This window comes from Shinella sp. G-2, from assembly GCF_050172695.1.
Taxonomy (GTDB): domain Bacteria; phylum Pseudomonadota; class Alphaproteobacteria; order Rhizobiales; family Rhizobiaceae; genus Shinella.
The window spans coordinates 55,146-68,841 of the sequence record NZ_JBBEYH010000013.1; the positions used below are offsets into that span (position 1 = coordinate 55,146).

Below are 13,696 nucleotides of genomic sequence, written 5' to 3' on the forward strand. Positions count from 1 at the left end.
TCTAGCCGGCCTGCCAGACCTTCACGGCCTCGACCGGCCAGACGAGCATCAGAATGTTCAGCGTCAGTCCGTCGCGGATGAGCCAGGTGGTCGTCGCCTCGAAGATCACGATCAGCGCCACGCTTGCCCAGACGGGCAGGCGTGCGGCGAGGAAGAAGCCGACGACCATCGCCAGGATATCCGCGCTGGAATTGATCACGCTGTCGCCGAAATAGTCGAGCGAGATCGTCGCTTCGCGATAGCGGTTGATGATCATGTCGGTGTTTTCGAGGATTTCCCACGCACATTCGACGACGAGCGACAGCGCCAGCCGCACGGGGATGCTCGCCTTGCGGAAGAGCAGCGTGAAGAGGCCGAAGAACAGAATGCCGTGGATGATGTGGCTCGGCGTGTACCAGTCGGACAGGTGCTGCGAGTTTTCCGAAGAAAACACGACGCCATGCCAGAGTTTGACATATCCGCACTTGCAGATGAGCGGCTGACCCATCGTATAAAGGATGGCGGCCGTCGCGGCGGTAAAGCCGGCGGCGACCAGCAGGGAGTTTCGGATCGTGCGGTTCACGCGGGATTCCTCGAAAATGCGATGCGCCGCAAGAACGGCGCACGAGGGTGGAGACAGGCGGCCGGAAGATGACACAATCTGAGGGCGGCAAACAAGATCGGGAGCGATACGCATGAAACTTGCGACACTGAAGAATTCCACCCGTGACGGCCGGCTGGTGGTCGTCTCGCGCGACCTCACGCGCTGCTCGGAAGTGGGCCATATCGCCCGCACGATGCAGGATGCCCTGGACGACTGGGCGCATGTCGCCCCGCGGCTGGAGCGGGTTGCCGAAGGGCTGGAGACCGGCTCCCAGCCGACCGTGCGCTTCCACGAGCACGACGCGGCCTCGCCGCTGCCGCGCGCCTATCAGTGGGCGGACGGCTCGGCCTACGTCAACCATGTCGAACTGGTGCGCAAGGCGCGCAATGCCGAGATGCCCGAGAGCTTCTGGACCGATCCCCTGATGTACCAGGGTGGCTCCGACAGCTTCCTCGGCCCGCGCGATCCGATCCTCGCGGGCGACGAGGCCTGGGGTATCGACATGGAGGGCGAGATCGCCGTCATCGTCGACGACGTGCCGATGGGCGCGAGCGTCGAGGAGGCGCGCGCGGCCATCAAGCTCGTCATGCTCGTCAACGACGTGTCGCTGCGCGGTCTCATCCCGGCCGAACTTGCCAAGGGCTTCGGCTTCTTCCAGTCGAAACCCGCCTCCGCCTTCTCGCCGGTCGCCGTGACGCCGGATGAGCTGGGCGAAGCCTGGAAGGACGGCAAGCTGCACCTTCCGCTTCTCGTCTCGCTGAACGGAAAACCTTTCGGCAAGGCCGATGCCGGCGTCGACATGACCTTCGACTTCGGCCAGCTCGTCGCCCATGCGGCAAAAACCCGCCCGCTCGTCGCCGGCTCGATCATCGGTTCTGGCACGGTCTCCAACAAGCTCGACGGCGGCCCCGGCAAGCCGGTGTCGGAGGGCGGCGCGGGCTATTCCTGCATTGCGGAAATCCGCACCATCGAGACGATCAAATCCGGCGCGCCGAAGACGCCCTTCATGAAATTCGGCGACATTGTGCGCATCGAGATGAAGGACAAGGCCGGCCATTCGATCTTCGGCGCCATCGAACAGACCGTAACGCGGTACGAGAAGGACTGAGCCGTGGCCGACGAGATCGTGCTCTACGATTACTGGCGGTCCTCCGCCAGTTACCGCCTGCGCATCGCGCTGGAAAGCCTCGGGCTTTCCTACAAACGGGTCTCCGTCGATCTCCTGGCGGGCGAACAGCGCGCGCCGGAGCACCGCGCCCGCAATCCGCAGGGCCTCGTGCCGGCGCTGGCAATCGACGGTCAGACGCTGACGCAGTCCCTGGCGATCATCGAATATCTCGCCGAAACGCGCCAGCAGGCGCGTTTCCTTCCGGCCGATCCACTCGGCCGGCAGCGGGTCCGCACGATTTCCTACGCCATCGCGATGGAAATCCACGCCGTGTGCAACACGGGCATCGTCGGTCATGTCATGGACATTACCGGTGGCGGGGATGCGGTGCGCAGCGCCTGGATGAAGAAGTTCATCGGCGAGGGCCTTGCCGCCGTCGAGACGCTGCTCGACAACCCGGCGACCGGCTCCTTCTGCCATGGCGACACGCCGACCATGGCGGACTTCTGCCTCGTGCCGCAGGTCTATAACGCCGAACGCTGGGGCGCCGACATAAGCGGCCTCAAGCAGGTGCGCCGCATTGCGGACGCCTGCCTTGCGCTGCCGGCCTTCAAGGCCGCGCATCCAGAGACGGTCAAGCCCGCCTGAGCTTTACGGATATCGCCCGCAAAAAAAATCGCCCCGCGCGAGGCGGGGCGATCCAGAACCATCAGGCGACGTCGCCCATGCAGATATACTTCATCTCCAGATAGTCGTCCGCGCCGTGGGCGGAGCCTTCGCGGCCGAGGCCGGACTGCTTGATGCCGCCGAAGGGAGCGGCTTCAGAGGAGATGATGCCGGTGTTGACGCCGACCATGCCGTATTCCAGCGCTTCCGCCACCTGCCAGACCTTCTTGAGGTCGCCGGCGTAGAAATAGGCGGCGAGGCCGAATTCGGTGTCGTTGGCCTGCTGGACCACATCCTCGACCGTGTCGAAGCGGAAGAGCGGGGCGAGCGGGCCGAAAGTCTCTTCCTTCGCCACCGTCATGCCGCGCGCGACGCCCTTCAGCACCGTCGGCTCGAAGAAGGTGCCGTTGCCTTCGATGCGCTTGCCGCCGGCAACGACGGTCGCGCCCTTGGAGACGGCGTCCGCGATATGCGCCTCGACCTTCGCGATGGCGGCTTCCTCGATCAGCGGGCCGATGGTCGTGCCCTTGTCGAAACCGTTGCCGACCGAGAGTTCGGCAACCTTCTTCGCCAGCTTCTCGGCAAAGGCGTCATAGACGTTCGACTGGACATAGAGCCGGTTGGCGCAAACGCAGGTCTGGCCGGCATTGCGGTACTTCGAGGCCATCGCGCCCTCGACGGCGGCGTCGAGATTGGCGTCGTCGAAGACGATGAAGGGCGCGTTGCCGCCGAGCTCCAGGCTCACCTTCTTGATCTGGTCCGAGCACTGGCGCATCAGGATGCGGCCGACTTCCGTCGAGCCGGTGAAGGAGATCTTGCGCACCTTCGGATTGAAGCACAGTTCCTTGCCGATGGCCGGGCCGTCGGTGCCGAGGATGATGTTGAAGGCACCGGCGGGAATGCCGGCCTTTTCGGCGAGCACGGCAAGGGCGATGGCCGAAAGCGGCGTCTGCTCGGCAGGCTTGGAGACCACCGTGCAGCCGACGGCAAGCGCCGGGGCGACCTTGCGGGCGATCATCGCGGCCGGGAAGTTCCAGGGCGTGATCGTGCCGACAACGCCGACCGGCTGCTTGACGACGAGCATGCGCTTGTCGGCGGACGGGGCAGGGATCGTCTCGCCGTTGATGCGCTTTGCTTCTTCCGCGTACCATTCGACATAGGAGGCGGCGTAGAGGATTTCACCCTTGGCTTCGGCCAGCGGCTTGCCCATTTCGGCCGTCAGGATGGCGGCGAGCTCATCGGCATTGGCGACGATGAGGTCATACCACTTGCGCAGCAGCACGGAACGGTCCTTGGCCGGGCGGGCGGCCCAGAGCGGCTGCACCCGGTAGGCGGCGTCGATGGCGGCGGCGGTTTCGCTCGCGCCCATTTCTGGCAGCGTCGCCAGCTTTTCGCCGGTCGCGGGGTTGAGGACGTCGAAGGTTTCGGCGCCGTTGCCGCCGATCCAGTTGCCGTTGACATAGCCGGCATCGCGCAGGAATTCGGTCGACTTCAGGTGCCGGGTGAGGGCGTCATAGAAGGCCATGATTGCGTTCCTTTCGGACGAGAACGGTCGTTCACCCGGAGCGGTTGCTCCGGGTGCCGTCTTGGGAGGATGTGGTTCGGTCTGGGCGACGCCGATCAGGCGGCGCGGGCTTCGATCATCGAGGCTTCGAGGATGTCGAGGGCTTCGGCGAAGACCTCGTCCTGGATGGTGATCGGCGCGAGGAAGCGGATGACGTTGCCGTGCACGCCGCAGGTGAGCAGGATGAGGCCCTTTTCGAGGGCTTTCAGGCGCACCTTGTTGGCGAAGTCGGCGCTCGGCTGCTTCGTGGCGACATCGTTGAACTCGACGGCATTCATGAAGCCGGGGCCGCGGATGTCGACGATCTCCGGAATCTTGTCCTGCAGCGAGGCAAGGCGCTGCTTGAGGCGTGCACCGAGGCTTTCCGCACGGTTGCAGAGGTCTTCGTCCTTGATGACGTCGAGCACGGCATGGGCCGCGGCAACGCCGATCGGGCTGCCGGCATAGGTGCCGCCGAGGCCGCCGGGGCCGGGCGCATCCATGATTTCTGCGCGGCCGGTGACGGCCGCGATCGGGAAGCCGCCGCCAAGGCCCTTGGCCATGGTCATGAGGTCGGCAGCGATGCCGTAGTGTTCCATGGCGAAGAGCTTGCCGGTGCGGGCAAAGCCGGTCTGCACTTCGTCGGCGATCAGCAGGATGCCGTGCTGGTCGCAGATTTCGCGCAGCGCCTTCATGAAGCTGACCGGGACCGGATAGAAGCCGCCTTCACCCTGCACAGGCTCGACGATGATCGCCGCGACGCGGTTCGGATCGACGTCGGCGGCGAAGAGCTTCTTCAGCACGTTCAGCGACTGTTCGACGGTCGTGCCATGGGCTTCGACCGGGAAGGGCGCGTGGAAGACGTCGGCCGGCATGGCGCCGAAGCCGACCTTGTAGGGCACGACCTTGCCGGTCAGCGCCATGCCCATGAAGGTGCGGCCGTGGAAGCCGCCCGAAAAGGCGATGACGGCCTGGCGACCGGTGGCGGCGCGGGCGATCTTGACGGCGTTTTCAACGGCTTCCGCGCCGGTCGTGACGAAGATCGTCTTCTTGGCGAAGTTGCCGGGGGTAATGGCGTTCAGGCGCTCGGCAAGCTCGACATAGTTCTCGTAGGGAACGACCTGGTGGCAGGTGTGGGTGAAGCGGTCGAGCTGCTTCTTGACGGCTTCGATGACGCGCGGATGGCGGTGGCCGGTGTTGACCACCGCGATGCCGGCGGCGAAATCGATATAGCGGTTGCCTTCCTTGTCCCAGATTTCCGCATTCTCCGCACGGTCGGCGTAGATCTGCGTGGTCATGCCGACGCCGCGCGAGATGGCGGCGTTCTTGCGGTCGGTAAGGGGCGTTGCGGTCATGGCGCTATCCTGAGCTCTGGAGGCTTCGTTCAATAACTTGCATTTTTTCTGCAAGTCTCGTGCGGAATTCCTACATTTTTTCTGCAAGAATGCAACCGGCATTTTAAGCGGCGAATACGACGGATTTTCAGGCCGTCGCGAGTGCCGGCACACCATTTTGCCGTTCCCTCGGGAAATAGGCAATGTCCGCTTTGACAGGCCGGGCAAATGCCATACATGTTCGGCGCAAGGACAATGCCCGCAGAGACGAGGATCTTGAAAGCGACGAAGAAGGCCAAGGCCGAGAAGCCCCGCAAGCCCAAGACCTTGCTGCAGAAACTGGCAGCGACGCCGGAAAAGCTGTTCTCGGGTGCCTTCCGCCAGCAATATGCCGCCCTCTGTTTTCGCTACCTGCCCGACCGGCGCGGGACCGAGATTCTCGTCGTGACGTCACGCGACAGCGGCCGCTGGATCATTCCCAAGGGCTGGCCGATGAAGCGCAGGAAACCGTGGGAGGCCGCGGCCATCGAAGCCTTTCAGGAGGCTGGCGTGCAGGGCAAGGTCGGCAAGAAGCCGGTGGGGCACTATACCTATCTCAAGCTGATGGACGACGGAGAGGTCGTGCCCTGCGTGGTCGATGTGTTCCAGATCGAGGCGACCGACATTGCCGAGAAATACAAGGAAAAGGGCGAGCGCATCGTCGCCTGGGTCAGCCCGGACGAGGCGGCGCGTCGCGTGCGCGAAATCGAGTTGAAGTCTTTGCTCGTCGAATTCGTGCCGCGCTGACGGAGAGGCCATGATTCTCGTCGTGGAAGGCATCAGCGCCGCGGGCAAGACGACATGGTGCCGGGACAAGGCCGCAGGCCGGCTCGTGCGGGAGACCTTTCCGAGCGATCGTCAACTCCAGCCGGCCGAAGGCGAGGCCACGGCGCGGTACTGGACGGACTGGAATGCCGGGCGCTGGGCCGATGCGGTCGCCATCGAGGCGCGCGAGGGATGGGCAGTCTGCGATACCGACCCGCTGAAACTGCACTTCCTGTGGTCGCTCTGGCAGATCGGCGAGGCGTCGGAAGCACAGTGGCGGCTCCAGCGGGACGCGACCAGGCGGGCGATTGCCGGCCGCCGGCTGGGTTTTGCCGATCTCTATGCCGTGAAGATCATCGAGCCGGACGTGGCACGACGGCAGCGGGATGCAGATACGACGCGCAGCCGCGACCGGTTCGACCTGCATGTCCGGCTGCAGCCGGCTCTCGTGCACTGGTACAGGACCCTCGAAACCATTCTGGACGGGCGGGTGCTCTGGCATCTGCCGGAGGCGCTGCCGGATCCGGCCGACGTGACCCTCAATCCCTTCCGCTACGACGTCGATGCATTCGACGCCTTCGTCTCGGCCCTTCCACACGGTTTGAGTTGGAGCATGTCAGGTTCAAATTGAACCAGACATGCTCTAAATTCTTTTGTTTTCGTTTGTCTTTTCGGGGAAACCGATTCCCACTTTTCCCTGACAAACTCTAGCTGCGGCCCTTGCCGCGCAAGGCGGTGGGAACGATGCCGAAGCGGCGGCGGAAGGCCGTGGCGAAGTTGGCGGCGCTGGTGTAGCCGGCGATACCGCTTGCCTCCTGCACGCTTGCCTCGCCCGTCGCGAGCGCGGCATAGGCCCGCTCCAGCCGGATGTTGCGCACATGATCGAAGACGCTGCGACCCTCGGCGGCGCGAAAGAGGCGCTGCAAGCCGCTCGCGCTGATACCTGCCTCCCGCGCGATCGCCTCGACGCTGAGCGGTTCTGCGGCGCGGCTCTCGATGAAATCCTTGGCGCGCTGCAGGCAGACGGCGTCCTGCCGGGTCAGCAGGTTGCCGCCCATGTCACGGCGGTCTGCCTGCAGCATCGCCGCCATGGTTTCGGCGACAAGCTCGACGGCGCGGCCTTCCAGATAGAGATCGCGCAATTCGGGAATGAGCGGCGATGGTGTGAAGATCTGCCGGACCAGTTCGACCATGCGCGGCGTCAGCGTCCAGCGATATTCGGCAAGGTGGTCGCGCAGCAGCCGGTTGCCGCCGCTCGTATCGCTGACGGCTTCCAGTGCGTCGCGGTGCAGCCATTCGGGCGAGGCAGAGACGACGAGATGGCGCAGGTGCTGCCGTCCGCGCGAGGCCCGGGCAAAATTCTCCGGGCAGGCGTTCATGATCGCGACGCCGCGCGCCACGCCGCGCTCGGCCTGGAAGGCGAAGCGTCGGTCGCCGATCGAAAGATCGACGCTGCCTTCGAGGAAGAAGATGCAGGAAAGCTCTTCCGGCAGCATGGAGGTGGCGGTGAAGGCGCGCTCCTCGATGGCGTCGCTGACATGCAGCACGAGGCCCTGCCGCAACTCGCGGTGCAGGAAGGCCCCCTTCATCAGCGTGTCGTCCAGCGAGAGCCGGTCGTCGGGACTGTCCAGCGCGATGCCCTCGTGGCGCATGAAATCGCGCACGCGCACGCGGCCGTCATTGTGGTTTCCCGCTTCGCTCTCAGCGGCCGCCATGTCCAGTCCTTCAAAGCTCACGCGGTTCCGCCTTCCGGCATGACCGCGAATGATGATCGCCCCTTTACCACGGGCAGAGATTTGCCGGAGCGCAAAGGCATCTGCGCGTCGCGCAAAGGAACCGACATTGTCGGTCGTGCGATTGATGCCCTAAGGAATAACTTAACTTGATTTATCAGGTCAAGTTTAAGAGAAGCTATGGGGCATGACGATGGGCTTGGAACAGAAGAACGGCATGGATGCAATGAGGATGGAGACGCGCGCGACCAGGCGCCGGCGCCTTTGGCTTGCTTCCACCGTGGTGCTGGCGGCGACCGCTGCGGCCAATCCGACGTGGGCGCAGGATACGACGACGCTCCAGACCATCACCGTCGAGGGCGGCGAGGATAGCGGCCGCGGGCCAGACCAGGGCATCGTCGCCAAACGCAGCCGCAGCGCCTCCAAGACCAATACGCCGCTTCACGAAACGCCGCAGGCGATCAGCGTCGTCACGCGCGACCAGATGGATGCGCAGGGCGCCAATACGGTTGCGGAAGCGCTGCGCTATACGCCGGGCATCCTGCCGGATCCGAACGGCTACGATATCCGCTACGATTGGCTCTATATTCGCGGCTACAACGCCTACGGCACCATGTGGCTCGACGGCCTCGTCCTGCCCGGCGACAGCAGCAACTACGCGACGCCCAGCGTCAATTCCTTCGCGCTGGAGCGCATCGACGTCATCAAGGGGCCGGCATCCGTGCTCTATGGCCGCGCCGTGCCGGGCGGCCTCATCAATCAGGTCAGCAAGCGGCCGCAGGAGACGGCGCATAACGAGGTCGGCGTCCAGACCTCCTCGCATGGCGGCATCCAGGGCACGCTCGACATGACCGGCCCGCTGACCGAGGACGGCGACTGGCTCTACCGCATCATCGCGCTCGGCAAGAACATGGGGACCCAGGTCGACCGCGAGCGCGAAAAGCAGCTCATGCTCGCGCCGAGCCTCACCTGGGCGCCGTCGGACGAGACCTCCTTCACCGTCTACGGTTCCTACCAGAAGGACCGCCCGATCTTTTCGCCGCGCTTCTATCCCGCCATCGGCACGCTGATCGACAGCCCCTTCGGCCAGATCCCGCGCGACATCTATTTCGGCGATCCGAATGCCGAGATCTTCGACCGCGATTTCTATACGCTCGGCTACGAGTTCGAGCATGCCTTCAACGAGACGTGGACGGTGCGGCAGAACCTGCGCTACTCCCGTTCCGACCAGTACATGTTCCTGGCGCTCGTCAATCCGGCCTTCGCCTACCAGCCCGACGGCCATACGCTGAACCGCGCCTCGGCGGTTTCCGACGACTGGGTTTCGTCCTTCAAGGTCGATACCCAGCTGGAAGCCCGTTTCGATACGGGCGCCCTCGATCATACCCTGCTGCTCGGCCTCGATTACCTGCGGGCAAGCTCCTCGACCAATTTCGGCAACGGTTCCGGCGTGCCGCCGCTCGATCTCCTGAACCCGCAATATGGCACGGCGCCCATCGCCATTCCCGCCATCCAGCGTTCGGGCCTGCAGGAGCAGCAGCAGATCGGCCTCTATGCGCAGGACCAGATCCGCTACGACAACTGGGTCGGCACCTTTGGCATGCGTTACGATTTCTCCGACATCGACACCACGGACCGGATGAAGTCGCCCGCCACCGTCACGACCAACGAGGACCAGAAGCTGACCTGGCGCGCCGGCGTCACCTATCTCTTCGACAACGGCTTTGCGCCCTATGCCAGCTACTCCACCTCCTTCCTGCCGACGCTCGGGCGGGACCAGCTGGGCAACACCTTCGAGGCGCAGACCGCCGAGCAGTATGAGATCGGCTTCAAGTATGAGCCGGTTGACGGGCGCGGCATGATCGCCGTCTCGCTCTTCGACATGACGCTGGAAAACGCCCTGACGCCGGATCCGGTGAACACGACCTTCAATCTGCAGACGGGCGAACAGCGGGTGCGCGGCCTCGAAATCGAGGGCAAGTACGAGCTGACGCCGGAGCTGAGCCTGCTTGCGTCCTATGCCTATTCGGACTCCGAGGTGGTCAGGAGCAACCGCGCCGTGGAAGTCGGCCGCGAGATGCTGCGCCTGCCGGAACATCAGGGCAGTGTCTGGGTCGCCTATCAGCCGAGCGCCGTGGAAGGCCTGACGCTGAGCGCCGGCGTTCGCGCGCTCTCCTCCTACCAGACGGACAGCACCTACCGGGCGGACTTGCGCATTCCCGCGCGCACGCTCGTCGACATCGGTGCGGAATACGACTTTGCCGCGCTCGGCACGGATTTCGCCGGCACCAAGCTCAAGGTCAACGTGACCAACCTCTTCGACAAGGAATATGTCTCCCATTGCCTCAACATAACGGGTGGAAGCTGCAACTACGGCGCGGGCCGCGCCATCACCGCGAGCCTGAAATACTCGTGGTGAGGTCTCTGCGCGCAAACGATCCGGGGGGAGGGGTCGTCGGCTTTCCGGCGGCCCTTTGCCGGCTGTCGGTCTGGCTGTTCGTGGCCCTTGCCGCCTTGGTCCTGCCGGCGCGGGCGGAGATCGTGCTTTTCGATGCCGCCGGCCGGCAGGTGCGCCTTGCTGCGCCCGCGCAGCGCATCGTCACGAATGAAAGCCTGATCCTGATTTCGCTCGCCCTCGTCGATCCCGATCCCGTCAGCCGCATTGCCGGCTGGGCGGCGCCGCAGCGCATCGACCGCGGCATGTTCGAGGCCTATCGCCGCCGCTTTCCCGCCATCGGGGGCATTCCTGCCGTGGGCGGCGTGTTGCCGGGCAAGACCTCGGTCGAGGCCCTGCTGTCGGTCAAGCCGGACCTCTTCGTCGTTTCCATCTGGGAGACCGGCTGGAGCGAGGTCGTCGCCACGCTGGAAGCGGCGGGCGTGCCGGTGCTCTTTCTCGACGGGCCGGTGAACGACGGCAAGGGGCCGGCGGAAACGACGGCCTTCTCCGTCGAGCTGCTTGCAAAGGCGGTGGGGCAGGAGGCGAAGGGCAAGGCCTTCGGCGATTTCCTGCGCGTCCGCTACAAACGCATCACCGACCGGACGGCGGCCGTCGAGCCGGTTTCCGTGCTCGTCGACGCCCATGCCGGCGCGACATGCTGTTCGACGCCCGGCAAGGGCAACCGGATGACGGAGTATCTTCGTCTCGCCGGCAGTGCGAGCATCGGCGCCGACGTGCCGGGGTATGACGGGCAGCTCAGCCCCGAATACGTGCTCGGCGCGGACCCGAAGGTCTATATCGCCACCGGCGGCCCGCACCTCGCCGCGCAGGGCGGTCTCGTGCTCGGCGGCGGCATTTCCGAGGCGGACGCGCAAAGGTCCTTTGCCGATATTCTCGGCAAGGGCATGCGCGAGGCGCTGACGGCCGTGCAGGCCGGAAAGGCCCATGCCGTCTCGCACCAGCTTTCCATCTCGGTGCTCAACATCCTCGTCTTCGAGTGTTTCGCCAAATGGATGCATCCCGATCTCTTCGCGGATGTCGACCCGGCCGAGACGCTCGCCGAGATCAACGCGCAATTCCTGGCGGTGCCGCTCGAAGGCACGTTCTGGATCGATTTCAAGCCGCAGTAGGGACGGACACATGCAAGGCAGGCAATACACCGCACAGGCCCGGATCGCGCTCAGCAATCCCGGCCCCGTCATCGCGGAATTCTGCGAGCACATGGTGGAGCACAATGCCGAGGTGCGCGACGGGCCTGACGGTCCCGAACTGCGGCTCGGTGCCATCCGCGCGCGTTTCTCCCGTGAGGGTGAAACGACGCTGGTCGATGTCGCTGCGCCCGATCTCGAAGGGCTTTATCTCGCCCGCATGTCCGTCGCCTCGCATATCCTGGAATTTGCCGGCGACGATCCGCCGGTCATCGCCTGGACGGGCGATGGCGGGGAAATCGTCCGCCCGCCGAATTTCCAGATCCTGGAGGTGGTCGGCTGCCGCATGGTGACGCCGCATATGCGCCGGCTGACGCTGGCGGGCGAGAACGTCTCGCGTTTCGCGGGCCTTGAAGCGCTTCACCTCAACATCATGGTGCAGCACCCCGAGATCGAGGAACCGCAATGGCCGCGCGTCGGCACCAATGGCGTGATCGTCTGGGAGCGGCCGGACCTGCGCCCTCTGATGCGCAAATACACAGTCCGCGCGCTCGACCTTGCGGCCGGCACGCTCGATATCGATTTCGTGCTGCATGACGATGCGGGGCCGGGCTCCGGTCTTGCGGCGCGGGCGGCGGTCGGTGACCGGATCGGCGTGGTCGGTCCCGGCGGCGGTGGCCTCGTTGCGGCGGACTGGTATCTCTTCGCCGGCGATGAGACCGCCCTGCCGGCCATTGCCCGCATGCTGGAAAACCTGCCGGCGGGGACACGGGGCAAGGTGTTTCTGGAAGTCGCCGATGCGGCAGAGGTTCAGCCCCTGACCACTCCGTCCGGCATGGTCGTCGAATGGCTTTTCCGGGACGGCAGGGCCGCCGGCAGCACGACCCTGCTGATCGATGCGGTCCGCGCGACCCCGTTCCCGGCCGAAGGCGAAAAGATCTATCTCTGGGCCGGTTGCGAATTCGAGGCCTTCCGGGCGATCCGCGCCTTTGCCCGGCAGGAAAAGCGCCTGCCGAACACCGACCATCTCGTCGTCTCCTACTGGCGGCGCGGCACGGCGGGAGACGACTGAGAGCGTGGCAGGCCGTCAGGCGTAGCGCGCGACGGCAAGGTCCCTGGCGTCGATCTCGGGCGCCTTGCCCGAGACGAGGTCGGCGACGACGCGGGCCGAACCCGAGCTCATCGTCCAGCCGAGGGTGCCGTGTCCGGTGTTGAGGAAGAGGCCGGCGACCTTGGTCGGGCCGATGACGGGCGTGCCATCGGGCGTCATCGGACGGAGGCCCGACCAGAAGCTTGCCTTCGAAACGTCGCCGCCGGGGAAGAGGTCGGTGACGGAGTGCTGCAGCGTCAGGCGGCGGGGCTCGCCGAGATCGTTGGTGTAGCCGGAGATTTCCGCCATGCCGCCGACGCGGATACGGTCGCCGAGGCGCGTGATGGCGATCTTGTAGGTCTCGTCCATCACGGTGGATTCCGGCGCGCGCGCGGGATCGGTAATCGGGATGGTCAGCGAGTAGCCCTTGACCGGATAGACCGGCAGGCGGATGCCGTGCGGGCGCACGAGGAGCGGCGAGAAGCTGCCGAGCGCGACGACGACGGCGTCAGCCGGGAGCCTGCCGTGCGCCGTGATGACGCCGGTGACGCGGCCGCCTTCCACATCAAGGCCGCGGATGATGCTGCCGTATCTGAAAGTGACGCCGAGCGCTGCGGCCTTTGCTGCCAGCGCATTGGAGAACTTGAAGCAGTCGCCCGTCTCGTCCTTCGGCGTCAACAGGCCGCCGACGATCTTCTCGCGCACATGCTTCAGCGCCGGTTCGACCCGGATGCAGCCCTCGGGATCGAGCACTTCGTAGGGAATGCCATCGGCGGCAAGCGCCTTGACGTCCTTGGCGGAGGCATCGAGCTGGGCCTCGGTGCGGAAGAGCTGCAGCGTGCCCTGCATGCGCTCGTCATAGGCAATGCCGGTTTCTTCGCGCAGGGCCGCCAGCGAAACGCGGCTGTAGTCGGCAAGGCGCAGCATGCGGCTCTTGTTGAGCGCATAGCGCGCGGAGGTGCAGTTGCGCAGCATCTGCGTCATCCAGGACAGCATCGCCATGTCGACCTTGGGCCGCAGGATCAGCGGCGCATGCTGCATGAACAGCCATTTCATCGCCTTCATGGGAATGCCGGGCGCGGCCCAGGGCGAGCAGTAGCCGAAGGAGACCTCGCCGGCATTGGCGAAGCTCGTTTCCAGCGCGGGGCCGGGCTGGCGGTCGACGACCGTGACCTCGTGGCCGGCCTTGGCGAGCTGATAGGCGGAGGTGACGCCGACGATGCCGGCGCCGAGAACGATGACTTTCATGA

At 65.3% G+C, this 13,696-nt stretch carries 12 protein-coding genes; 7 read left to right on the forward strand and 5 right to left on the reverse strand.

Annotation, left to right across the window (positions count from 1 at the left end):
- Position 1: 1 nt before the first annotated feature.
- The gene (locus tag V8U06_RS18800; protein WP_427141973.1) at positions 2–562 is read right to left on the reverse strand and encodes a DUF2585 domain-containing protein; all 561 of its coding nucleotides are present in this window, start codon (positions 560–562) and stop codon (positions 2–4) included.
- 112 nt (positions 563–674) lie between these two features.
- Between V8U06_RS18800 and V8U06_RS18805 the strand changes: the two genes are divergently transcribed.
- Together V8U06_RS18805 and maiA are read left to right on the forward strand one after the other, a co-directional pair.
- Complete coding sequence (locus V8U06_RS18805; protein WP_226922003.1) at positions 675–1,691, forward strand: fumarylacetoacetate hydrolase family protein; 1,017 nt, start codon at positions 675–677, stop codon at positions 1,689–1,691.
- 3 nt (positions 1,692–1,694) lie between these two features.
- Positions 1,695–2,339: a maleylacetoacetate isomerase gene (gene maiA / locus V8U06_RS18810; protein ID WP_427141974.1), complete on the forward strand. Its 645-nt coding sequence runs from the start codon at positions 1,695–1,697 to the stop codon at positions 2,337–2,339.
- Positions 2,340–2,400: 61 nt separating this feature from the next.
- Here maiA and V8U06_RS18815 read toward each other — a convergent pair whose 3' ends face one another.
- On the reverse strand, positions 2,401–3,882 hold the full coding sequence (locus V8U06_RS18815) for an NAD-dependent succinate-semialdehyde dehydrogenase (protein ID WP_427141975.1): 1,482 nt from the start codon (positions 3,880–3,882) through the stop codon (positions 2,401–2,403).
- 95 nt (positions 3,883–3,977) lie between these two features.
- Positions 3,978–5,255: a 4-aminobutyrate--2-oxoglutarate transaminase gene (locus V8U06_RS18820; RefSeq protein WP_427141976.1), complete on the reverse strand. Its 1,278-nt coding sequence runs from the start codon at positions 5,253–5,255 to the stop codon at positions 3,978–3,980.
- Positions 5,256–5,510: 255 nt separating this feature from the next.
- On the opposite strand from V8U06_RS18820, the gene V8U06_RS18825 reads away from it, so the two are divergent.
- The gene (locus tag V8U06_RS18825; RefSeq protein ID WP_226921999.1) at positions 5,511–6,020 is read left to right on the forward strand and encodes an NUDIX hydrolase; all 510 of its coding nucleotides are present in this window, start codon (positions 5,511–5,513) and stop codon (positions 6,018–6,020) included.
- A gap of 10 nt (positions 6,021–6,030) precedes the next feature.
- On the forward strand, positions 6,031–6,669 hold the full coding sequence (locus V8U06_RS18830) for a hypothetical protein (RefSeq protein WP_427141977.1): 639 nt from the start codon (positions 6,031–6,033) through the stop codon (positions 6,667–6,669).
- 76 nt (positions 6,670–6,745) lie between these two features.
- Here the strand turns inward: V8U06_RS18830 and V8U06_RS18835 are convergent, their stop codons facing one another.
- A complete protein-coding gene (locus V8U06_RS18835) occupies positions 6,746–7,774 on the reverse strand; it encodes a helix-turn-helix transcriptional regulator (RefSeq protein WP_427141978.1) in 1,029 nt (342 codons plus the stop codon).
- A 184-nt stretch (positions 7,775–7,958) separates the two neighbouring features.
- Between V8U06_RS18835 and V8U06_RS18840 the strand changes: the two genes are divergently transcribed.
- Genes V8U06_RS18840 through V8U06_RS18850 form a run of 3 tightly spaced genes read left to right on the forward strand, consistent with a single transcriptional unit; the run spans position 7,959 to position 12,428 of the window.
- Complete coding sequence (locus tag V8U06_RS18840) at positions 7,959–10,190, forward strand: TonB-dependent siderophore receptor (RefSeq protein WP_427141979.1); 2,232 nt, start codon at positions 7,959–7,961, stop codon at positions 10,188–10,190.
- On the forward strand, positions 10,184–11,338 hold the full coding sequence (locus tag V8U06_RS18845; RefSeq protein ID WP_427141980.1) for an ABC transporter substrate-binding protein: 1,155 nt from the start codon (positions 10,184–10,186) through the stop codon (positions 11,336–11,338). The genes V8U06_RS18840 and V8U06_RS18845 overlap by 7 nt, the downstream gene beginning before the upstream one ends.
- A gap of 10 nt (positions 11,339–11,348) precedes the next feature.
- Entirely contained in the window at positions 11,349–12,428 is a 1,080-nt protein-coding gene (locus tag V8U06_RS18850; protein WP_427141981.1) for a DUF2218 domain-containing protein, read from the forward strand.
- A gap of 15 nt (positions 12,429–12,443) precedes the next feature.
- On the opposite strand, the gene V8U06_RS18855 is transcribed toward V8U06_RS18850, so the two are convergent.
- Positions 12,444–13,694, reverse strand: a complete 1,251-nt coding sequence (locus V8U06_RS18855) for a D-amino acid dehydrogenase (protein ID WP_427141982.1) — start codon at positions 13,692–13,694, stop codon at positions 12,444–12,446.
- Positions 13,695–13,696 lie beyond the last annotated feature (2 nt).

Coding starts and splice junctions, on each gene's coding strand:
- V8U06_RS18820 (WP_427141976.1), bottom strand. CDS start 5,255: ATGACCGCAACGCCCCTTACCGACCGCAAGAACGCCGCCATCTCGCGC.
- V8U06_RS18850 (WP_427141981.1), top strand. CDS start 11,349: ATGCAAGGCAGGCAATACACCGCACAGGCCCGGATCGCGCTCAGCAAT.
- V8U06_RS18830 (WP_427141977.1), top strand. CDS start 6,031: ATGATTCTCGTCGTGGAAGGCATCAGCGCCGCGGGCAAGACGACATGG.
- V8U06_RS18805 (WP_226922003.1), top strand. CDS start 675: ATGAAACTTGCGACACTGAAGAATTCCACCCGTGACGGCCGGCTGGTG.
- V8U06_RS18855 (WP_427141982.1), bottom strand. CDS start 13,694: ATGAAAGTCATCGTTCTCGGCGCCGGCATCGTCGGCGTCACCTCCGCC.
- V8U06_RS18815 (WP_427141975.1), bottom strand. CDS start 3,882: ATGGCCTTCTATGACGCCCTCACCCGGCACCTGAAGTCGACCGAATTC.
- V8U06_RS18840 (WP_427141979.1), top strand. CDS start 7,959: ATGACGATGGGCTTGGAACAGAAGAACGGCATGGATGCAATGAGGATG.